Below are 19,808 nucleotides of genomic sequence, written 5' to 3'. Positions count from 1 at the left end.
ACCTCCTGAGCCGCTGGCCTGTAAGCCGTTGTGCCGTCTCAGTGGTTGCGCATTATAGGGAGTTCTGGACGGGTGACAAGGGTTTATTGCAAAAAAATGACTAAGCGCGTCATTTTTCACCAGAAGCGTTAAAAGCATACGTATTCGGCGCAATAAATCAGCATTTCTGCCCATAAAACTGATAAAGCACCACGCTGAACGCTGAAAGGGAATGCTATGCTTTCTCTACTACATGGGCCTGCCCTGAACTTTCTTCCAAAATAAAGGGATAACAATGATTAAATCCGCGCGCAGTATGGCCGGACTCCCGTGGATTGCCGCTATGGCCTTCTTTATGCAGGCGCTGGATGCCACTATCCTGAACACGGCCCTACCCGCCATCGCTCACAGCCTGGAGCGCTCTCCGCTGGCGATGCAGTCTGCCGTGATCAGCTACACCCTGACCGTAGCGATGCTTATTCCGGTCAGTGGCTGGCTGGCAGACCGCTTCGGAACTCGCAAAGTCTTTATTGCCGCCGTGTTTCTTTTCTCCCTGGGATCGCTGGCCTGCGCACTGTCCGGCTCGCTGACGATGCTGGTTACGTCCCGCGTCATTCAGGGCGTGGGCGGCGCGATGATGATGCCGGTGGCTCGCCTTGCTCTGCTGCGGGCCTACCCGCGCAGTGAACTGCTGCCAGTGCTCAACTTTGTCACCATGCCAGGGCTGATTGGCCCGGTGCTGGGGCCTTTGCTAGGCGGTGTGCTGGTCACCTGGGCTACGTGGCACTGGATTTTCCTGATCAACATTCCGATTGGCATCCTCGGCATCATTTATGCCCGTAAATATATGCCGGACTTCACCACGCCAAAGCGGCGTTTCGATATGCTAGGGTTCCTGCTGTTTGGTTTAGGTCTGGTCGGTATCTCAAGCGGTATTGAGCTGTTCGGTGAGCAGGTGGTTTCCAGCCTGATTGCCCTGGGCGTATTACTGGCCGGCATTGTGCTGCTGCTTCTCTATATAGTGCATGCCCGTCGCCACCCTTCTCCCCTGCTGCCGTTACCGATGTTCAAGACCCGAACCTTCTCGGTAGGCATTGTCGGTAATATCGCCTCACGACTGGGCACGGGGTGTATTCCCTTCCTGATGCCGCTGATGCTTCAGGTCGGTTTTGGTTACACGGCCCTGCTGGCCGGGTGCATGGTTGCGCCAACCGCCCTCGGTTCCATTCTGGCGAAATCAACGGTCACTCAGGTACTGCGCTGGTTTGGCTACCGTAAAACCCTGGTCGGGATCAGTATGATTATTGGCGTACTGATCGCCACCTTTGCCCTCCAGGTGCCGGGCTGGAATATGCTGGCGCTGCTGATCCCCCTCTTTATTCTGGGTATGGCAATGTCAACGCAGTTTACCGCGATGAACACGATTACCCTGGCTGACCTGACGGATGCCAACGCCAGCAGCGGTAACAGTATGCTGGCGGTGACTCAGCAGCTGGCCATCGGTTTTGGCGTGGCGGTCAGCGCGGCTGTTCTGCGCTTCTATCAAAACTTTGATGGCACCACGCTTCAGCATTTCCATGCAACCTTCCTGACGATGGGGGGGATCACGATACTGTCCGCGTTGGTATTCCTGCTGCTGAAACCGGGAGATGGCCGCAATCTGATCAGCGACCGGGAGAAGAAAAAGCGCGAGGGGGCCGTGACGTAAGCGCTTACGCTTCGCGCAGATCGCCGACGGAGGCGCGTTCCATTAGTTCCGGCGTCAGAACCAGCAGCTGAGGACCGGCGCTGGGATCGGCCAGGCGGTGCAGCAGAGCGTCTATTGCCAGTTCGCCTAACTCATCTTTAGGCTGATGAACGGTGCTGAGGGGAGGCGTCATATAGCGCGCCAGCTCGATATCATCGTATCCGACGACGGCGATATCCTGCGGAATACTCATCCCTGCCAGATAGAGCGCATGATAGACCCCGACGGCCATCGCATCATTACAGGTAAATACGGCCTGCGGCCGCGGGTTGAGAGCCAGCAGCGTATTCATGGCGTTAAACCCGCCCTGGAACTCAAAGTCACTGCTGACTATATACTCTGCAGGAACCGTTAAACCGGCGCGGGCCATGGCCTGCTGATAGCCTTCAAGGCGCAGGCGCGCGGGCGTTTTGTCCTGAGGGCCGGCAATACAGGCAATGCGCGTATAACCACGAGAGATCAGATGCTGCGTGGCCATCTCCCCGCCCAGTAGTGAATTATCCTGGATAATGTCGCTACTGCCTTCGAACGGTGCCCAGTCCATCATCACAGAAGGGATGGACGGATATCGATGCAGCAGTTCTGCGGAAGGAAGATGGCTTTCGGTACACATAATCAGCAAGCCATCGACGCGCTTTTGCAACAGCGTCTCCAGGCTGCGGTTCATACGATCTTCATCACCCTCGGTATTACACAATACCAGGCTGTAGCCCCGTTCATAACAGCTACGCTCTACCCCCCTCACCACCTCAGAATAGAACGGGTTGCTGCTGGCGGTCAGTAACATGCCGATGGTGTGGGTCTGATTAAGCTTGAGGCTACGCGCCAGTGCAGAAGGCGCATAGTTCAGCTGGCTTACCGCTGAGGTCACTTTTTCACGTACCGCTTCACTGACAAAGCGGTTGTTATTAATGACGTGCGACACGGTGGAGGTCGAGACGCCCGCCAGGCGGGCGACATCTTTCATGGTTGCCACATCTACTCCTGCTGCTGCAAGAAGCGATCTATCTCTTCACGCCACGGGACGGAAGGTTGCGCACCGTGACGCGTGACGGCAATGGCGGCCGCCGCATGGGCAAAACGCACCGCTTCTGCCATTGGACGCTGTTCCAGCAGCGCGGTGATCAGCGCACCGTTGAAGGTGTCACCCGCCGCAATGGTATCCACCGCCTCCACGCGGAAGCCGGGAACACGCTGCCCTTCACCCTGCTCACTTAACCAGACACCACGGCTGCCGAGCGTGATCAGTACGGTACGGATGCCTTTATCATGCAGCACCGCAGCGGCCCGGGCCGCGTCTTCATCACTGTTGACCGCCACGCCGGTGAGGATCTGCGCTTCCGTTTCATTCGGGGTGATCATATCCACCAGCGAGAGCAGTTCATCAGAGAGCGCGGTTGCCGGGGCGGGATTTAATATCACCTGGGTCTGATGCTGATGTGCAATACGCGCGGCTGACAGCACGCTTTCCAGCGGCGACTCCAGCTGCATCAACAGGGCGGAAGCATCGGCAATCACCTGCTGATGCTGCTCAACGCGGACAGGCGTCAGAGCGGCATTCGCGCCGGCGTGAATACCAATCGTATTTTCACCTTCTCCGTTGACGAAGATCAGCGCCACGCCGGTTGATTCACCGGATACCACTTCGATTGGACTGACATCAATCCGGTCATTCATCAGCTGCTGGCGGATACGCTCGCCGGTATCGTCGTCACCCACACAGGCAATAAAAGCAATGTCTGCACCACTGCGTCCGGCGGCAACCGCCTGGTTCGCGCCTTTCCCACCAAATGCGACCTGATACTGCTTCCCGATCACCGTTTCACCCGGACGCGGAAAATGCGCCAGATTCAGAATATGATCGGCATTAATGCTACCGAGGACGGCCAGTTTGCCAGTTTTCATCATAAGGGGATTGTCCACATAAGTGCGCCACCCGAAGGGTGGCGCGTGCCATGCTTTTCTTTGATTTATTGGGTGACCAGCTTCAGATCAACCGGATTGATAGCTTTAACTTTCTCGCCTTTCAGCACTTTATCAGCCGTCTGAACGCCGATAACGCCAATCTGCTCCGGTAACTGAGCAACGGTCGCAGCCAGTTTGCCGCCTTCAACCGCTTTAATCCCATCAGGGGTGCCGTCGAAGCCCACAACTACCACATCAGATTTACCCGCAGTTTGCAACGCACGCAGGGCACCCAGCGCCATTTCGTCATTCTGAGCGAATACCGCCTGCACATCCGGGTGAGCCGTCAGCAGGTTCTGCATTACGTTCAGGCCCTTGGTACGGTCGAAATCAGCCGGCTGGCTGGCCAGGATGTTAAATTTGTGCGCATCGGCAGCCTGCTTGAAGCCTTCGCCACGTTCACGTGCCGCAGAGGTACCGGCAATGCCCTGCAGTTCAATGATTTTGGCATTATCGCCGACTTTCTTGGCGATGAAATTACCCGCCATTTTGCCGCCAAAGCGGTTATCAGAAGCAACGTGACTCACCACGGTGCCCTGTGAGGAAACACGGTCCAGGGTGATCACCGGGATGTTAGCCTGGTTTGCCATTTTCACGGCATTACCTACCGCGTCAGAGTCGGTGGGGTTAATCAACATCAGTTTAGTGCCACGGACGGTGAGGTCCTGCACGTTCGCCAGCTCTTTCGCCGGGTTGTTCTGAGAATCCAGCACGACCAGGTTGTAACCCAGTTTGTCGGCTTCCTTCTGCGCACCGTCTTTCAGCGAGACAAAGAACGGGTTATTCAGGGTCGATACCACCAGAGCAATCGTGTCTTTTGCCAGCGCGTTAGCACTCAGGGTGGCGCCTAACAGTACAGCCAGTGCAGTCAGTTTTTTCATGTTCATATCCTGTAAGGGTAAAGAGTTTTATTTACTGCTTTTGTTATCTACCAGCACCGCCAGCAAAATCACCACAGCTTTGACGATCATTTGGTAGTAAGAGGAAACACCGAGCAAATTCAGCCCGTTATTCAGGAAGCCTAAGATCAGTGCACCAATCAGCGTGCCCATAATCCGGCCCTTACCGCCAGCGAGGCTGGTCCCACCCAGCACTACCGCGGCAATGGCATCCAGCTCATAGCCAGTCCCGGCGGTCGGCTGCGCCGAAGAAAGACGCGCAACTTCAATGGTCCCCGCCAGTGCCGCTAACATGCCACACAGCGCATAAACGATGATCTTGACGCGATTAACGCTGATACCGGACAGGCGCGTTGCTGCTTCGTTACCGCCCAACGCATAAATATAACGGCCAAGGCGAGTGTGATGCAGCATGTACCACGCGGCAAGGAACACCAGGCCCATTAACCACACTGGCGTCGGGATCCCCAACGGGCGACCAATGCCAAACCAGCCGAACAGATCGGCGTTCTCATTGAAGCCGGTATTTACCGGGCTGCCGTTGGTGTAGACCATCGTCACCCCGCGCAGCAGCAGCATCATCACCAGCGTGGCGATAAACGCCTGCACTTTACCTTTTGCCACAATCGAACCGGTAATCGCGCCAATAAAGGCACCCAGCGCCAGCGATGCGGCTACGGCAACCAGCGCATTCACTTCCAGCCCGACAATAGAAGCCGCAACCGCGCCGGTCAGTGCCAGCAGCGACCCGACAGAGAGGTCGATACCGGAGGTGAGGATCACCAGCGTCATGCCCACGGCCATAATGGCGTTAACCGAGGTCTGTTGCAGAATATTGAACAGGTTTGCCACGGTGAAGAAATTCGGACTCATGCTGGAAACGATGGCAATCAGTACCACCAGCGCAATCAGCGATTTCTGCTCAAGCAGCCATGCCTTACTGATCAGGCGGCGTGAAGGAATTGTTTGCGTACTCATAGTGTTGCCAGCTCCGCGCTGTAATGTTTACCCACTGCCGCCGCCATCAAAATTTCCTGCGAGGCTTGTTCAATCGGGAAGTCACCGCTCAGACGACCTTCGTGCATCACCAGCACGCGGTCACTCATACCCAGCACTTCCGGCATTTCGGACGAGACGAGAATGATGCTCAGCCCTTCCTGTTTAAACTGGTTAATCAGCTGATAGATCTCTTTTTTCGCACCCACGTCGACGCCGCGCGTCGGCTCATCAAGGATCAGCACTTTAGGACGCGTCATCAGCCCGCGGGCTATCGCGACTTTTTGCTGATTACCGCCGGAAAGCAGGCCAATGGGCTGGTTCATTGATGGGGTTTTAACGTTAAACAGCTTGATAAAGTCCCCGACCGCCAGCTGCTCTTCCGCATGTTTTAAACGGCCGCCGCCGTAGCTGAAGTAGTTAAGCGCGGTCAACGACATGTTCTCTTTAACCGTCATTCCCAGCACCAGACCATCGCGTTTACGATCTTCCGAGATATAGACGATACCGTTAGCCAGCCCCTCTTCCGGGGAACGGGCCACCACATTTTTGCCGTCCAGCGTCACCGTACCGCTGCGGCGGGATAATGCCCCGTAAAGCACTTTCATCAGTTCGGTACGTCCCGCGCCCATCAGCCCGGCCACACCCAATATTTCACCTTTGCGCAGCGTAAAGCTGACGTCCTCAACGCCGGAGCCACAGAGGTGTTCAACGTTAAGACGAACCTCACCTGGCACCTTATCCAGACGCGGATATTGCTCTTCCAGCTTGCGGCCGACCATCATTTCAATCAGCGACTCTTCGGTCAGGGTGGCCACTTCACGCTCCGCGATAAACTGCCCGTCGCGGAAAATAGTGACATCGTCGCAAACCTCAAAAATCTCTTTCATGCGGTGGGAGATATAGACAATGCCGCAGCCCTGGGCTTTCAGCTCGTTGATCACCCGGAACAGCGAGGCGGTTTCGGTATCGGTCAGCGCATCCGTCGGTTCGTCCATGACGATCACCTTAGATTCGAAGCTAAGCACCTTGGCAATCTCCACCATCTGCTGGTCACCAATCGACAGGTCACCCACCAGCTTGTGGCTGTTGAAGCGCAGATTAAGGCGTTTCAGCAGCGCGTCTGCTTCTGCATACATTTTTTTCCACTGAATGCCGCCAAAACGATTAACGAACTCGCGGCCAAGGAAAATGTTTTCAGCAATACTCAGCTGTGGGATCAGGTTAAGTTCCTGATGGATAATGCCAATCCCGGCCGCCTGAGACTCTTTAGGTCCGTTAAAGGTGGTTTCCTTACCCAGCCATGCAAAAGACCCCGCATCACGGGCATAGATCCCGGTCAGCACTTTCATCATCGTGGATTTCCCCGCGCCGTTCTCACCGACCAGCGCCATCACGCGCCCCGGATACACCGAAATCGCCGCACCCGACAGCGCTTTCACGCCCGGGAAGGATTTGTCGATACCTTTTAATTGCAGTAAAGGTTGCATAACCGCCTCAGAAGGTCACGCCAGCGATCAGAATGACATTCGCATACGGGGAACACTCCCCGCTGCGAATGACTGCCTGACTGTGCTGTGTTTGTTGTTTGAACTGTTCGTGACTGACATAACAGATACTGATGGTATTACCCTGGTGTTGTTGCAGTAAGTCGAGCAGGGCGATCAGTTCACTGTGAAGCTGCGGATTATGCTGCTTAATTTCTTCCGCAATGATGGCACTCTCTACCTGCATCTCATGGGTGACCGCCTGGGCGACCTGTAAAAACGTCGGTATACCCTGCGTTACGGCCAGGTCAATACGCTGCGGACCCTGTGGGATCGGCAGACCGGCATCGCCAATCACAATGCTGTCAGTATGACCAAGCCGGGAAATCACGGATGAGATAGCAGAATTTAGTAAGGTGCCTTTTTTCATTATTCACTCCAGAGCGAAACGTTTCGCTGACAGGGAGTGTAAGAAATGCACAGGGGAAAACAATCATCGAATGTTGAAATTGTGATCGCCATCGAAACGTTTCGCTGACGCAGAGGAGGGATTTGTTTTAAGGATGAAAATGGCCCTCTACTGTTACCGGTAAAGGGCCAAAACAGGATTAATTAAAGACCATACCGCCATCAATAAGCAGTGACTGCCCGGTCATATAGTTCGAGTCCGGACCGGCAAGGAAGGCCACGCAGGCGGCAACATCTTCCGGTTCAGACAGACGGCCCAGCGTGATGTTTTTGGCAAACTCCGCCGTACCATAGCCGACGGGTTTGCCTGCCGCTGCAGAGAACTGGCGGTCGATCTCGTCCCACATCGGGGTTTTTACTATGCCAGGGCAGTAGCCATTGACGGTTATCCCCAGCGATGCAAGATCCCGTGCAGCCGTTTGCGTCAGGCCGCGCACAGCGAATTTACTCGAGCTGTAGATTGCCAGCTCCGGATTCCCGACATGGCCCGCCTGCGAACAGGCATTGATGATTTTGCCGCCGTGACCTTCCGCTTTGAACGCCTTAACCGCCGCCTGGATGCCCCAGATCACCCCTTTAACGTTCACGGCATAAACCTTATCGATCACCTCTTCCGTAATCTCTTCGATCAGCGTGGTGGGGGCCACGCCGGCATTGTTGACGATGACGTTAAACCCTCCCAGCGTTTTACGCGCCTCTTCAACAGCGGCAAACACCTCATCGCGCTTTGAAACATCCACGGCGACCGCCAGTGATTTACCGCCTGCGCTGGCAATTTCATCAGCTACCCGGCGTGCTGTGTCCGGGTTAAAATCGGCGACGGCAACGGCAAAACCCTCCTTTGCCAGACGCAGGGCTATCGCACGTCCTATCCCCTGACCCGCACCGGTCACCAGGGCTACGTTGTTTTTCATATGAACTCCTTCTCGTTTAGGGTTAACAGAATTTACAAAATCTGGCTGAGGTGCAGCTGTCCCATCAGCAGCGGGTTATCGGCATAATCCACCGGGATCGCTACCACCGCCGGGCCCTGCACGTCCATGGCTTTCCGCAGCGTTGGCTCCAGCATCTCGGCACTTTCAACTGCGAATCCCGCTGCGCCAAAGGACTCCGCATAGGCTTTAAAATCAATCGGCCCGAATTTCACCCCGGAGACCCGCTGATATTTCTTCTCTTCCTGCATCGCCACCATGTTGTAGCACTCATCCACCCAGATGATATGCAGCAGGTTAGCACCCAGCCGTACCGCCGTTTCCAGCTCCATGCTCGACTGCAGGAAACCGCCATCACCGGAGACCGACACCACTTTGCGGGACGGGTCTACCAGCCAGGCACCGATAGCCCAGGGTAATGCCACACCCATGGTTTGCTGACCGTTAGAGATCATGATCTGGCGGGCACGGAAGCTGTAGAGATAACGTGCGATCCAGATATGGAAGCTGCCCATGTCGACCGTCAGCGTAACGTCACTGTTAATGATGTCCTGCATGGCACGGACGATGCGTAACGGATGCAGGGCAAACTGATTAAGCTGATGGCCGCGCAGCGCCAGCAGTTCGCGCTGCTGCTGACGATCCTGCAGGATGGCTGCTGCCTGGGCGCTGAGGGTTAAGGGACCACCGATGCGCGCCGTCAGTTTGTCGAGCGTGGCTGCAATGTCGCCCACCAGCTCCGCATCCGGCTGGTAGCAGTTGTCAGTATCCGCCGGCAGCACGTCGATATGGACCAGGGTGGCCTTCCCGCTGTTCCACATGGCAGGCTCATATTCCACCGGGCTGTAGCCGATGGTGATAATCAGGTCGGCCTCACGCAGCAGACGGTCACCGGCCTGGTTATTAAACAATCCGACGCGTCCGGCAAAGCGGGAGAAGTGTTCCTGGCGCACCGCACCGGCCGCCTGGTAGGTGCTGGTGACCGGAATATGACTGCGCTCCAGCAGCCGGTGCAGCGCATCACTGTTCGCGGGCTGGCTGGCCATCAGACCCAGCAAGAGCACCGGATTTTTCGCCTGTGCGATTTGCTTTGCCACCGCCTCGATGGCCACATCGGGCGCTGCCCCCAGCAGCAGCTGACCGCTGGTATTCAGCAGATGGCCCCGCGCGGGTTCATTAACAATGTCCTGGGGCAGGCTGACAAAAGCCCCGCCGGGGCGTCCCTGTTCAGCGCTGCGGAACGCATTGGATAACACTTCGGCGATGGCATCGGACGATCCGACCTCAACCGCGTATTTGCTGACCGGACGGAACATCGCCACGGTATCCATGCTCTGGTGAACCTGTTTCGCACTGTCGGCGCGTTTAACCGCCCCACCCAGTGCTACCAGCGGATCCCCCTCGGTGGTCGCGGTTGCCATCCCGGTGATCAGGTTGGAACAGCCCGGCCCGGACGTCACCAGCGCCACCCCGGCCTTGCCAGTCAGTCTGCCGACCGCCGCTGCCATAAAAGCGGCATTGGCTTCGTGCCGCACCGGTATCGTCTGAATAGAGGTATCCAGCAGCGAATCAAACACTTTATCGATTTTAGCGCCGGGGATGCCAAAGACATGTTTCACCCCCTGCGCCTCTAACTGTGCCACCACCAGGTCGGCACCGTGTGCCCACTGCTGAACGTCGGTTACGTTTTTCATCTGTCTGCTCTTCCTTATTTCAGCTTTCTACGGAACGAATGGCGGAATCCAGATTATCCGGGCTGAGGTCGGCCCGCAGGAAATCGCTGTCTTCGGGCAGGTCAATCACCAGCTTGCTGATCTCACCAAAGGTGAGCGTGCCGCGATCGAGATGATAATCCAGCAGATGCCCGCCCCCCTGGCGATCGTCAGTAATAAAGTGTTCATGGTAGCCAGCCACATTAATGCCCTGCATGTACTGCGGGGTGCGAAAACCAATCAGCACGCCGTTGCGCTGCTCAAAGTGAAAGGTCGGCTGCTGACCCAGGACTTCCGGCATCGATTTATACGGGCGGTGCTGGCAGGGAACGGTACGGGTTTCCGCACGGCTGAAGAGGCCATCAATACGCAGGGCGCAGAACTGGTTGTCGGAACGCACCTGCTGGTCGATCACCTGATGCACTTCAGCCCGGCTGGCAGGACCGGTGAAACGGTGCTGATACTGTGGGCGGAAGAAGGTCATTACCGCAAACGGCGATTTCTGATCGGGACTGGCCGCACGCGCGCTGCCATCCGAGCGCAGCTGGTACACCTCACGGTTAAAGGCGATCATTTCGCCGTCCAGTTGATTAAATGTCCCCAGACCAAAATCGCCTTTCTTCAACAGGTCGGCCACGGTGGTGGTGCCGTCATAAACACCACTGAGTAACGCACTCATCAAAGAGGTCTGATAGATTACACTTTCTGGCCTTTCTCTCTGCATCTCTTTGACCGTGGTGGTCAGCTGTTCCGTACATGAACAATCAGTTACAGAATGTGTCATTGCCCTCTTCCCCGCTAAACTGTTAAGAAGTATTGAATCAATGTTGACTCGATTCAGTCCGGGATTCCAATATAGAACACCCCCCACTTTGAGACGTTTTCGATATGGAACTGCGGTATCTACGTTATTTCGTTGCGGTCGCTGAGACGAAGCACTTCACAAAGGCGGCGGAAAGACTCGGCATCTCACAGCCACCGCTGAGTCAGCAAATCAAAAAACTGGAAGAGGAGATCGGTACACCGCTGCTGAAAAGGCTGACGCGCGGGGTGGAACTGACGGATGCGGGAGAAGCCTTCTATCAGGATGCGTGCCAGATACTGGCATTAACCGGCCACGCCCTGGAGAAAGCCAAAGGGATTGCACGCGGTATCAGCGGGCAACTGTCGATTGGTTTTGCCAGCTCTAATGCCTTTCATCCGCAGATATTCCAGCTGCTGCGCCGTTTTCAGCATCGTTTTCCGGCCATCACCCTGCTGCCGCAGGAGGAAAGTATGGCAACACTGATGCACAATCTGGAGGAGGGTTTACTGGATGCTGCCTTTGTCCGCCTGCCCTGTGAGAGCAGTAAGGCGTTTAATCTGAAGGTAATTGCGACGGAGAAGATGGCGCTGGTGCTGCCGGCCGGACACCCGCTGGGCGGAATGCCCTGCCTGCCGCTGGCACAGCTGCGGGAGGAGCCGCTGATCCTCTTTCCGCGAGAGGTCGCCCCCAGCCTGTATGAAGTGATCATCAGCGCCTGCCTGCGTGCCGGATTCCAGCCGGATGGCGTTCAGCAGTCCCCGCAGATTTCATCGGGCATCAGTATGGTCGCTGCCGGGTTTGGCATTACCATCGTGCCCGATTCCCTGCGCTGTATCAGCCTGCCCGGCGTCAGCTTCCATCAGATTGAGGATGCTGCGCTGGGCAGTGATGTCGCCCTGGCCTGGCGGCGCTGGGATCGCTCCCCCGCCGTCCATCACCTGGTGTCTATGCTGGCGGGTGATTAACCACCGATTTTACGCACCTGCTTGACGTCGAGCTCCAGCGAGTTGAAGTCTTTATCCAGCTTACCCTGCAGTTCAACGTTATCTTTCGGGCCAATGTTCTGACCGTCCCAGCGCTTATCGTCGATCTCCACGGTCATGGTGCCGGTCGCATCGCGGAACTGATAGTTCTCATCACCCACGCGTTTTTCAATGTGACCGCGCATTGTTACCCAGGCATCGTCGCTCATATCCTGAGCCTGTTTTACGGTTGCCACCGTGCCGTTCGGGCCGCTAAAGCCGCCTTTCTGTACCTGGGCTGTCGGCGCGTCGGGGTCAACAAAACCACCGGTCTGTGTGGCCAGTACGGGCATTGACATCAGGGCAGTGATCGCCAGTAACGCAGCTGTCTTCTTCATCATGTTCAATTTTCCTTATGGCGGTGGGCAGTTCGTTCTGCCCGTGAATGTCTGTCGGTAAGTATTACAGCAAAAGGTTCTTAACAGGATCTTAAGGCCACCGGCATCCTCACTTTATTGTGTAAAATTGACGAAAAGTCACGAATATCGCCGATCCTTGCTGTACAAGCCGCATCATGATTCCGTATAACTCGGTGAACTGCGAGGGATAAGCCAATGCGAATTTTATTAATTGAAGATGACCGCCTGATTGGCGACGGTATTAAAGCCGGGTTAAGCAAACTGGGATTTAGCATCGACTGGTTTACCCTGGGTAAAGAGGGGCTGCGGGCGCTGAGTGCCGCTCCCTACGATGCGGTGGTGCTGGATCTCAGCCTGCCGGAAATCGACGGACTGGATATTCTGCGCCAGTGGCGACAGCAGGGTCAGGATGAGCCGGTGCTGATCCTGACGGCGCGCGATGCGCTGGAACAACGCATCAACGGGTTACAGCTGGGAGCAGATGACTACCTGTGTAAACCCTTTGCCCTCAGCGAAGTGGCCGCTCGCTTACAGGCACTGATCCGCCGTCGCCACGGTCAACTACAGCCCACGCTGAAACACGGCAGCGTGATCATGGAGCCCGGCTCACATACCGTGACGCTGAACGGCGAACCGCTGGTACTGAAAGCGCGTGAAATCGCGCTGCTGGAACTCTTTCTGCTGAACGCCGGGCGCGTCCTGACCCGTTCCCAGCTGGAAGAGAAACTCTATGGCTGGGATGATGAAGTGTCCAGTAATGCCGTAGAAGTACACATCCATCACCTGCGTAAAAAACTGGGCAGCGAGTTTATCCGTACCATTCACGGCGTGGGATACACTCTGGGGGCGGCACCATGATCCAGCGCAGCCTTCGCGTACGCCTGATGCTGGGTTTTTTACTGCTCAGCCTGCTGTGCTGGGGGGCGGCGGCCGTGGGTTCCTGGTGGCAGACACGTAACAATATCAACGAACTGTTTGATACTCAGCAGATGCTGTTCGCGAAACGCCTGCTGCGCCTGACGCCTGAACAGTTCAGCCCGCAACTCCCACTGCCCAAAAGCAAAAAAATGCTGCGCCATCACCACGGCGATCAGGATGACGATGTGCTGGCCTTTGCCGTCTTTACCCGCGAGGGAAAAATGGTGCTCAATGATGGCGACAAGGGAAAGGATTTTATCTTTAATTATCAGCGTGATGGTTTTCTTGACGGGCGACTGAAAGATGACGATGACCGCTGGCGCATGGTCTGGCTGCATACGCTGGATGACCGGTATGTGGTGGTGGTCGGCCAGGAGTGGGAGTATCGCGATGATATGACCCGCGACCTGGTCAAAACTAATCTGATGCCGTGGCTGGTGGCACTGCCGGTGATGCTGATGCTGATGCTGTGGCTGGTCACGCATGAACTCTCGCCGCTAAAACACATTGCTCACCAGCTGCGACAGCGCGCCCCGGATGAAATTACGCCCCTCACCGCCCGCCGTGTCCCCCAGGAAGTGCGTCCCCTGCTGACGGAGCTCAACCAGCTGTTTGGCCGCATTGGCGACCTGCTGCTGCGCGAACGCCGCTTTACCTCGGATGCGGCCCACGAGTTGCGCAGCCCGCTGGCCGCGTTGAAAGTACAGACCGAAGTCGCTCAGTTAGCCCATGATGATGCGGTCGTGCGTCACCATGCGCTGTCCAGCCTCGATGCCGGGATCGACCGCGCCACCCGGCTGGTGGATCAGCTACTGACGCTGTCGCGCCTGGACGTCGGGGAGGATCTGGAAAAACAGGGCGTGCAGTGGCAGCAGATCGTCCGGCAGGCAGTGGTCGATCAGTATGCCGCCGCGCAGGCGGCTGGCGTGGAACTGGCACTGGATGCGCCCGATGCGCCCGTCATTCAGCAGGGTAACCCGCTGCTGCTGACGCTGCTGGTCCGCAATCTGCTGGATAACGCAATTCGCCACAGCCCGCCGGGCAGTGAAGTCTGGCTGAAGCTGGAACCGGGCCGTTTGCAGGTGCTGGACAGCGGTCCCGGCGTGACACCTGAAGCGCTGGCACGCATTGGCGAACGCTTTTATCGTCCGCCCGGTCAGCAGCAGTCCGGTAGTGGATTGGGCCTGTCGATCGTTCATCATATTGCGCACCTGCATGGCATGAAGGTGACAATGAATAATCGGGCTGAAGGCGGGTTTGCGGTGACTATAACACTGTAGGATTCGCCCTTCTGTTTCGGTCAGGCTTTTCAGCAGCGTGCAGGGCGATGAGGATACCCGGCCCGCCACGACGAAAGAAAGGGACGTGGGGGGCAGGATGCCCCCCGTTGCGGACTAAATTTCGACCTGGGTGCCCAGCTCAATGACGCGGTTAGGCGGGATTTTGAACTGGTCAGGTGCGCGCAGGGCGTTACGCTGCAGCGCAAGGAACAGCTTGCCGCGCAGGCGCAGATACCACGGACGTTTACCGATAATGAGTGATTCATGCGACATAAAGAACGAGGTTTCCATCATCCGGCAGCTTAAGCCTTCCAGCCCGCAGCGGTGGAAAATCTCCTCGACGTTAGGCGTTTCACGCCAGCCATAGCTTGCCACCACGCGCCAGAAGGTCGGCGAAAGCTGCTCGATGGTCACGCGCTTCACATTGTGCACATAAGGCGCATCTTCAGTGCGCAGCGTCAGCAGCACCACCCGTTCATGCAGCACCTTGTTGTGCTTCAGGTTATGCAGCATGGCAAACGGGATCACATTCAGCGCGCGGGACATGTACACGGCGGTGCCCGGTACGCGCACCGGCGGGGATTTCTCCAGGGAAGCGATCATCGCCTCCAGGGAGTTACCGTGTTCATGCATCCGGCGCAGCAGACGGAAACGCTCACTTTTCCAGGTGGTCATCACCACAAACATCACCAGCGCCAGCGACAGCGGCAGCCAGCCTCCGGCGAACACCTTCACCAGGTTTGCTGAGAACAGAGACACGTCGATACACAGCATGCCGATCAGCAGCGCGATCACCAGATAGCGATTCCAGTGCCAGTTTTTAATCGCCACAACGCTGCACAGGATCGCGGTCAGCACCATGGTTCCGGTCACGGCAATGCCGTAAGCGGCCGCCAGGTTGCTGGAGTGTTCAAAGCCGACAATGACGATCACCACCGAGACAAACAGCAGCCAGTTAATCACCGGAATGTAGATCTGACCCGACTCCTCTTCTGAGGTGTAGACGATACGCATCGGCGGCAGATAGCCCAGGCGCACGGCCTGACGCGTCAGGGAAAAGACCCCGGAAATCACGGCCTGCGAGGCAATGACCGTCGCCAGCGTAGCCAGAATCAGCATCGGGATCAGCGCCCAGTCGGGAGCCAGCAGGAAGAAGGGATTTTTTATGGCCTCAGGATTTTTCAGCAGCAGAGCCCCCTGACCAAAATAGTTCAGCACCAGCGAGGGCAGCACCACAATAAACCAGGCCAGGCGAATAGGGTATTTACCAAAGTGACCCATGTCCGCATACAGCGCCTCGACCCCGGTGATGGCCAGCACCACCGCGCCCAGCGCAAAGAAGGAAACCATTTTATATTCAATGAAGAAATGCACCGCCCAGTAAGGGTTCATTGCATGCAGCACTTCAGGGTTGCTGATGATGCCACGGGCACCCAGTACGGCCAGCACAATGAACCACAGCAGCATCACCGGTGCAAACAGCTTACCGACCAGCCCTGTGCCGTGTTTCTGGATCACAAACAGCAGCGTCAGTACACCAATCGCCAGCGGCACAATAAAGCGGTCCAGCGATGGCGCGGCGATCTCCAGACCCTCAATAGCCGACAGCACCGAAACCGCCGGGGTGATCACCACCTCTCCGTAAAAGAAGCTGCCGCCAATCAGGCCCATAATCACCAGCACCGCCGTAGAACGCGCGCCAGTATTACGTCCCGCCAGCGACATCAGCGTCAGGATCCCGCCTTCCCCGGCGTTGTCGGCACGCATCACGTAACTGATATATTTCAGCGATACAGTGAGCAAAAGCAGCCAGAAAATCAGCGACAGAAAGCCAAATACCGCATCACGCTCCACGCCAAAACCAAACTGCCCGGAGAGACACTCGCGCAGGGTATAAAGCGGGCTGGTACCAATATCACCATACACGACACCAATGGCAGCCAGCGTAACGGCGCCCAGGGACTGCTTCTTTTCTGAACTCATAGACTTGTCTTTTGTTGCGGTAGACTGACGCGGGATTGCGCACGGCTCAACGGCCCGTCAAAACGCGCACAGTATGCACGATTAAGCATGAATGCCTATCCTTAATTGCCGGTTAAATGACAACATCAATGGTCAGTGTCACCCTTTGATAATAAAAAAGCTGACTGCAATCAACTCTTTCAAGCATCATAGCCAGTAGTGTTTGCGCTCGCCAGACAGCAATCTGGCCTGACCGTAGAAAAAGGATGAATGTTTGATTATGGCCCACTCTCAATTACTGGCGGAACGCATCGCCCGCCTCAGCAATGCCTTAGAGAAAGGACTTTACGAACGCCATCATGCGATTCGCCTTTGCCTGCTCGCCGCGCTGTGCGGCGAAAGTGTCTTTTTACTCGGCCCACCGGGCATTGCTAAAAGCCTGATCGCCCGTCGACTCAAGTTTGCTTTCCAGCATTCACGCGCTTTTGAATACCTGATGACGCGCTTTTCCACCCCGGAAGAAGTGTTTGGCCCCCTCTCTATTCAGGCACTAAAAGACGAAGGGCGCTACCAGCGTCTGACGAAAGGTTATCTGCCTGATGCGGAGATCGTGTTTCTCGACGAAATCTGGAAAGCCGGCCCGGCCATTCTGAATACGCTGCTGACGGCAATTAACGAACGCCGATTCCGTAACGGTGACAGCGAAGAAAAAATCCCGATGCGCCTGCTGGTCACCGCCTCCAATGAACTGCCGGAGGCCGACAGCGGACTGGAAGCCCTGTATGACCGTATGCTGATCCGGCTGTGGCTGGACAATGTTCACGAAAAACAGAACTTCCGCAGCCTGCTCACCCACCAGCAGGACGAGAATCAAAATCCGGTCTCTGATTCACTCTGCATCAGCGATGAAGAGTATCTTGAATGGCAGCAGGGTATCAGCAAAGTCAGCCTGCCCGATGATGTTTTTGAGCTGATTTTTCAACTGCGTCAGTGCCTGGAAAATCAGCCTGAAGCCCCCTATATTTCGGATCGTCGCTGGAAAAAAGCTATTCATCTGCTGCAGGCCAGCGCCTTCTACAGCGGCCGCAACACCATCGCGCCCATCGATCTGATCCTGCTGAAAGACTGCCTGTGGCATGACGTCGGATCAATGAAGCTGCTGGATCGTGAGCTGGATAACCTGATCACCCAGCAGGCCTGGCAGCAGCAGCCCATGCTGTTCAGACTCCAGCAAATTAATACCCGCCGTCTGGCCCTGCAGCAGCAGCAAAGCGTCGAACAGGCGATCCGCCTGGAGAAACATGGCGGGATGTTCAGCCGCAAACCGCACTTTGACCTTCCCGCCACGCTGGCCGCAGATGCGTTAACGCTGATGCTGCAAAAACCGCTAACCCTGCACGAGATTCAGGTCACGCACATCACCCTCGCCCGTGAGGCGCTGCACCACTGGCTGCAGAAAGGCGGGGAAGTCCGCGGGAAGCTCAATGGGATTGGCTTTGCCCAGACGCTGGATCTGCACGTCGATGGCCAGGACTGTCTGACCCTGCGTGATGTCAGCCTGCAGGCCACCCGCCTGATGCTGCCGGGAAAACCTCAGCAGGGACTGCCGGAAGAGATTACGCTGGCACTGGATGAATTAGAGACTCAGCTTCGCGCCCAGCGCACCCTGTTCAGCCAGCATCACCGCTGCCTGTTCATCAGCGATGACTGGCTGGCGCGCGTGGAAGAGAGCCTGCAACAGGTGGCAGAGCAGCTGAAGCAGGCGCGGCAGTGATCTCCCTTGATACCCTGAGTATGTTTCTGGCGGTCAGCGAAAATGAGCTGATTGAAGAGCTGGTGATCGGGCTGCTGGCGTCCCCCCAGCTGGTGGCCTTTTTTGAAAAATTTCCCAAACTGAAAAACGCGCTTACCCGCGACCTTCCTCACTGGAAGGCAGAGATCCTGCAACAGATAAAATCCACTCCGGTGCCGGAGGATCTGGCGGAGGAATTCAGCCGCTTTCAGCAGTGTCAGACGCTGCGATTGCCCGATTTCAGCGCACAGATGCCCGCCCTGCTGAGCTGGCTCGAACAACAGCACTCGCCGTTTGCGGAAAAAGCGCGAACGCTGGTCGACAGTCATGAGGGGCAGCCGCTCAACAGCGCCCGGCAAACGCTTTTTTTACAGCGCTGGCGACTGAGCCTGACGCTGCAAACGCTGACGCTTAACCAGCAACTGCTCGATCGTGAACGCGACAGGCTGCTGGCCGAACTGCAACAGCGGCTGGCAATGAGCGGCCAGCTTGCGCCGGTGCTGACCGGTGATGACGACGCCGCCGCCGGCCGGCTGTGGGATCTGACCCGCAGTTCGCTCCAGCGCAGCGACTATCAGCTTATCGTGCAGTATGGCGATTTTCTCGCCAGCCAGCCGGAGCTGCTGAAACTGGCGGAACAGCTGGGCCGCAGCCGTGAAGCAAAGGCGGTACGGTCAGAAGAAGCTCCGCCGGAGGTCTTCCACCAGCTGGTACGTGAGCCGGAAAGCGTACCGGAAGAGGTCAACGGGCTTCATCAGAGTGACGATATTCTGCGCCTGCTGCCGCCGGAGCTGGCGACGCTAGGCATCAGCGAACTGGAGATGGAATTTTACCGACGCCTGGTGGAAAAACGCCTGCTGACCTACCGTCTGCAGGGTGAGAGCTGGCATGACAAAGTCACGCTGCGCCCGGTGGCCCACCAGCATCACGATGAACAGCCGCGCGGTCCGTTTATTATCTGCGTTGATACGTCCGGCTCAATGGGCGGCTTTAACGAGCGCTGCGCCAAAGCGTTCTGCCTGGCCCTGCTGAAAGTCGCGCTGGCGGATAACCGTCGCTGCTACATCATGCTGTTCGCTCACGAGGTCGTTGGCTATGAGCTGACGGCAGAAGATGGTATCAGCCAGGCCATTCGTTTTCTCAGCCAGCGTTTTCGCGGCGGCACCGATCTGGCCGCCTGCCTCGATGCGGTACTGCAAAAACTTGCCGGCCCGCTGTGGCAGGATGCGGATGCAGTTATCCTTTCTGACTTTATCGCCCAGCGCCTGCCCGATACGCTGGTTAAACGCGTACGCGACCACCAGAGTCAGCAGCTTCAGCGCTTCCATGCCGTTGCCATGTCCGATCATGGAAAACCCGGCATCATGCGTATCTTCGACCATATCTGGCGTTTCGATACCGGGCTGAAAAGCCGCCTGCTTCGCCGCTGGAAACGCTAACCCCGTCTTTCGCCTCGTCCCGCAAAGCTTATTTGCTATAGTGATG

17 protein-coding genes are annotated in these 19,808 nt (G+C 56.7%); 6 read left to right on the top strand and 11 right to left on the bottom strand.

The features are described 5' to 3' along the window. Nucleotides 1-274 precede the first annotated feature (274 nt). Nucleotides 275-1,687 carry a multidrug transporter subunit MdtD gene (gene mdtD / locus IFU29_RS18975; protein WP_191935281.1) on the top strand — a complete coding sequence of 471 codons (1,413 nt, stop codon included), beginning with the start codon at nucleotides 275-277 and terminating at the stop codon, nucleotides 1,685-1,687. Between the two features lie 4 nt (nucleotides 1,688-1,691). Here mdtD and rbsR read toward each other — a convergent pair whose 3' ends face one another. The 9 genes from rbsR to budA form a co-directional block, all read right to left on the bottom strand. After that, on the bottom strand, nucleotides 1,692-2,702 hold the full coding sequence (rbsR, locus tag IFU29_RS18970) for a ribose operon transcriptional repressor RbsR (RefSeq protein ID WP_191935280.1): 1,011 nt from the start codon (nucleotides 2,700-2,702) through the stop codon (nucleotides 1,692-1,694). A gap of 2 nt (nucleotides 2,703-2,704) precedes the next feature. Further along, a complete protein-coding gene (gene rbsK, locus IFU29_RS18965; RefSeq protein WP_191935279.1) occupies nucleotides 2,705-3,634 on the bottom strand; it encodes a ribokinase in 930 nt (309 codons plus the stop codon). A 62-nt stretch (nucleotides 3,635-3,696) separates the two neighbouring features. Beyond that, a complete protein-coding gene (rbsB, locus tag IFU29_RS18960) occupies nucleotides 3,697-4,578 on the bottom strand; it encodes a ribose ABC transporter substrate-binding protein RbsB (RefSeq protein WP_191935278.1) in 882 nt (293 codons plus the stop codon). Nucleotides 4,579-4,599: 21 nt separating this feature from the next. Then, complete coding sequence (gene rbsC / locus IFU29_RS18955; RefSeq protein WP_191935277.1) at nucleotides 4,600-5,568, bottom strand: ribose ABC transporter permease; 969 nt, start codon at nucleotides 5,566-5,568, stop codon at nucleotides 4,600-4,602. Further along, nucleotides 5,565-7,076, bottom strand: coding sequence for a ribose ABC transporter ATP-binding protein RbsA (gene rbsA, locus IFU29_RS18950; protein WP_191935276.1), 1,512 nt, complete (start codon nucleotides 7,074-7,076; stop codon nucleotides 5,565-5,567). The genes rbsC and rbsA overlap by 4 nt, the downstream gene beginning before the upstream one ends. Before the next feature lie 7 nt (nucleotides 7,077-7,083). Continuing rightward, nucleotides 7,084-7,503 (bottom strand): D-ribose pyranase, encoded by a 420-nt coding sequence (gene rbsD, locus IFU29_RS18945; protein ID WP_191935275.1) that lies wholly within the window; start codon nucleotides 7,501-7,503, stop codon nucleotides 7,084-7,086. Between the two features lie 178 nt (nucleotides 7,504-7,681). Further along, nucleotides 7,682-8,455: a (S)-acetoin forming diacetyl reductase gene (locus tag IFU29_RS18940; RefSeq protein WP_191935274.1), complete on the bottom strand. Its 774-nt coding sequence runs from the start codon at nucleotides 8,453-8,455 to the stop codon at nucleotides 7,682-7,684. A 32-nt stretch (nucleotides 8,456-8,487) separates the two neighbouring features. After that, complete coding sequence (gene alsS / locus IFU29_RS18935) at nucleotides 8,488-10,167, bottom strand: acetolactate synthase AlsS (protein ID WP_191935273.1); 1,680 nt, start codon at nucleotides 10,165-10,167, stop codon at nucleotides 8,488-8,490. A 19-nt stretch (nucleotides 10,168-10,186) separates the two neighbouring features. Further along, nucleotides 10,187-10,969 (bottom strand): acetolactate decarboxylase, encoded by a 783-nt coding sequence (gene budA / locus IFU29_RS18930; RefSeq protein ID WP_191935272.1) that lies wholly within the window; start codon nucleotides 10,967-10,969, stop codon nucleotides 10,187-10,189. A 104-nt stretch (nucleotides 10,970-11,073) separates the two neighbouring features. On the opposite strand from budA, the gene IFU29_RS18925 reads away from it, so the two are divergent. Further along, nucleotides 11,074-11,955, top strand: a complete 882-nt coding sequence (locus IFU29_RS18925) for a LysR family transcriptional regulator (protein WP_191935271.1) — start codon at nucleotides 11,074-11,076, stop codon at nucleotides 11,953-11,955. Here IFU29_RS18925 and IFU29_RS18920 read toward each other — a convergent pair. Then, the gene (locus tag IFU29_RS18920) at nucleotides 11,952-12,350 is read right to left on the bottom strand and encodes a YgiW/YdeI family stress tolerance OB fold protein (protein ID WP_191935286.1); all 399 of its coding nucleotides are present in this window, start codon (nucleotides 12,348-12,350) and stop codon (nucleotides 11,952-11,954) included. The genes IFU29_RS18925 and IFU29_RS18920 overlap by 4 nt on opposite strands. 216 nt (nucleotides 12,351-12,566) lie before the next feature. Between IFU29_RS18920 and qseB the strand changes: the two genes are divergently transcribed. Both qseB and qseC read left to right on the top strand, forming a co-directional pair. Then, the gene (qseB, locus tag IFU29_RS18915; protein WP_191935270.1) at nucleotides 12,567-13,229 is read left to right on the top strand and encodes a quorum sensing response regulator transcription factor QseB; all 663 of its coding nucleotides are present in this window, start codon (nucleotides 12,567-12,569) and stop codon (nucleotides 13,227-13,229) included. Next, nucleotides 13,226-14,569, top strand: a complete 1,344-nt coding sequence (gene qseC / locus IFU29_RS18910) for a quorum sensing histidine kinase QseC (protein ID WP_191935269.1) — start codon at nucleotides 13,226-13,228, stop codon at nucleotides 14,567-14,569. Before qseB ends, qseC begins: the two co-directional genes overlap by 4 nt. A 114-nt stretch (nucleotides 14,570-14,683) precedes the next feature. Here qseC and kup read toward each other — a convergent pair whose 3' ends face one another. Continuing rightward, the gene (gene kup, locus IFU29_RS18905) at nucleotides 14,684-16,552 is read right to left on the bottom strand and encodes a low affinity potassium transporter Kup (RefSeq protein WP_191935268.1); all 1,869 of its coding nucleotides are present in this window, start codon (nucleotides 16,550-16,552) and stop codon (nucleotides 14,684-14,686) included. A gap of 259 nt (nucleotides 16,553-16,811) precedes the next feature. Here kup and ravA point away from each other — a divergent pair, with 259 nt between their 5' ends. Continuing rightward, complete coding sequence (gene ravA / locus IFU29_RS18900) at nucleotides 16,812-18,305, top strand: ATPase RavA (protein ID WP_191935267.1); 1,494 nt, start codon at nucleotides 16,812-16,814, stop codon at nucleotides 18,303-18,305. Continuing rightward, nucleotides 18,302-19,762, top strand: a complete 1,461-nt coding sequence (gene viaA, locus IFU29_RS18895) for an ATPase RavA stimulator ViaA (protein WP_191935266.1) — start codon at nucleotides 18,302-18,304, stop codon at nucleotides 19,760-19,762. Before ravA ends, viaA begins: the two co-directional genes overlap by 4 nt. Nucleotides 19,763-19,808 lie beyond the last annotated feature (46 nt).

This window comes from Erwinia persicina (genome assembly GCF_014838825.1).
Taxonomy (GTDB): Bacteria; Pseudomonadota; Gammaproteobacteria; order Enterobacterales; family Enterobacteriaceae; genus Erwinia; species Erwinia persicina_A.
Note: the sequence above shows the minus strand (reverse complement) of the source record. Positions and strands in the feature narration are given on the sequence as shown.

Coding starts and splice junctions, on each gene's coding strand:
- mdtD (WP_191935281.1), top strand. CDS start 275: ATGATTAAATCCGCGCGCAGTATGGCCGGACTCCCGTGGATTGCCGCT.
- rbsK (WP_191935279.1), bottom strand. CDS start 3,634: ATGATGAAAACTGGCAAACTGGCCGTCCTCGGTAGCATTAATGCCGAT.
- rbsB (WP_191935278.1), bottom strand. CDS start 4,578: ATGAACATGAAAAAACTGACTGCACTGGCTGTACTGTTAGGCGCCACC.
- rbsC (WP_191935277.1), bottom strand. CDS start 5,568: ATGAGTACGCAAACAATTCCTTCACGCCGCCTGATCAGTAAGGCATGG.
- rbsA (WP_191935276.1), bottom strand. CDS start 7,076: ATGCAACCTTTACTGCAATTAAAAGGTATCGACAAATCCTTCCCGGGC.
- rbsD (WP_191935275.1), bottom strand. CDS start 7,503: ATGAAAAAAGGCACCTTACTAAATTCTGCTATCTCATCCGTGATTTCC.
- IFU29_RS18940 (WP_191935274.1), bottom strand. CDS start 8,455: ATGAAAAACAACGTAGCCCTGGTGACCGGTGCGGGTCAGGGGATAGGA.
- alsS (WP_191935273.1), bottom strand. CDS start 10,167: ATGAAAAACGTAACCGACGTTCAGCAGTGGGCACACGGTGCCGACCTG.
- budA (WP_191935272.1), bottom strand. CDS start 10,969: ATGACACATTCTGTAACTGATTGTTCATGTACGGAACAGCTGACCACC.
- IFU29_RS18925 (WP_191935271.1), top strand. CDS start 11,074: ATGGAACTGCGGTATCTACGTTATTTCGTTGCGGTCGCTGAGACGAAG.
- IFU29_RS18920 (WP_191935286.1), bottom strand. CDS start 12,350: ATGAAGAAGACAGCTGCGTTACTGGCGATCACTGCCCTGATGTCAATG.
- qseB (WP_191935270.1), top strand. CDS start 12,567: ATGCGAATTTTATTAATTGAAGATGACCGCCTGATTGGCGACGGTATT.
- qseC (WP_191935269.1), top strand. CDS start 13,226: ATGATCCAGCGCAGCCTTCGCGTACGCCTGATGCTGGGTTTTTTACTG.
- kup (WP_191935268.1), bottom strand. CDS start 16,552: ATGAGTTCAGAAAAGAAGCAGTCCCTGGGCGCCGTTACGCTGGCTGCC.
- ravA (WP_191935267.1), top strand. CDS start 16,812: ATGGCCCACTCTCAATTACTGGCGGAACGCATCGCCCGCCTCAGCAAT.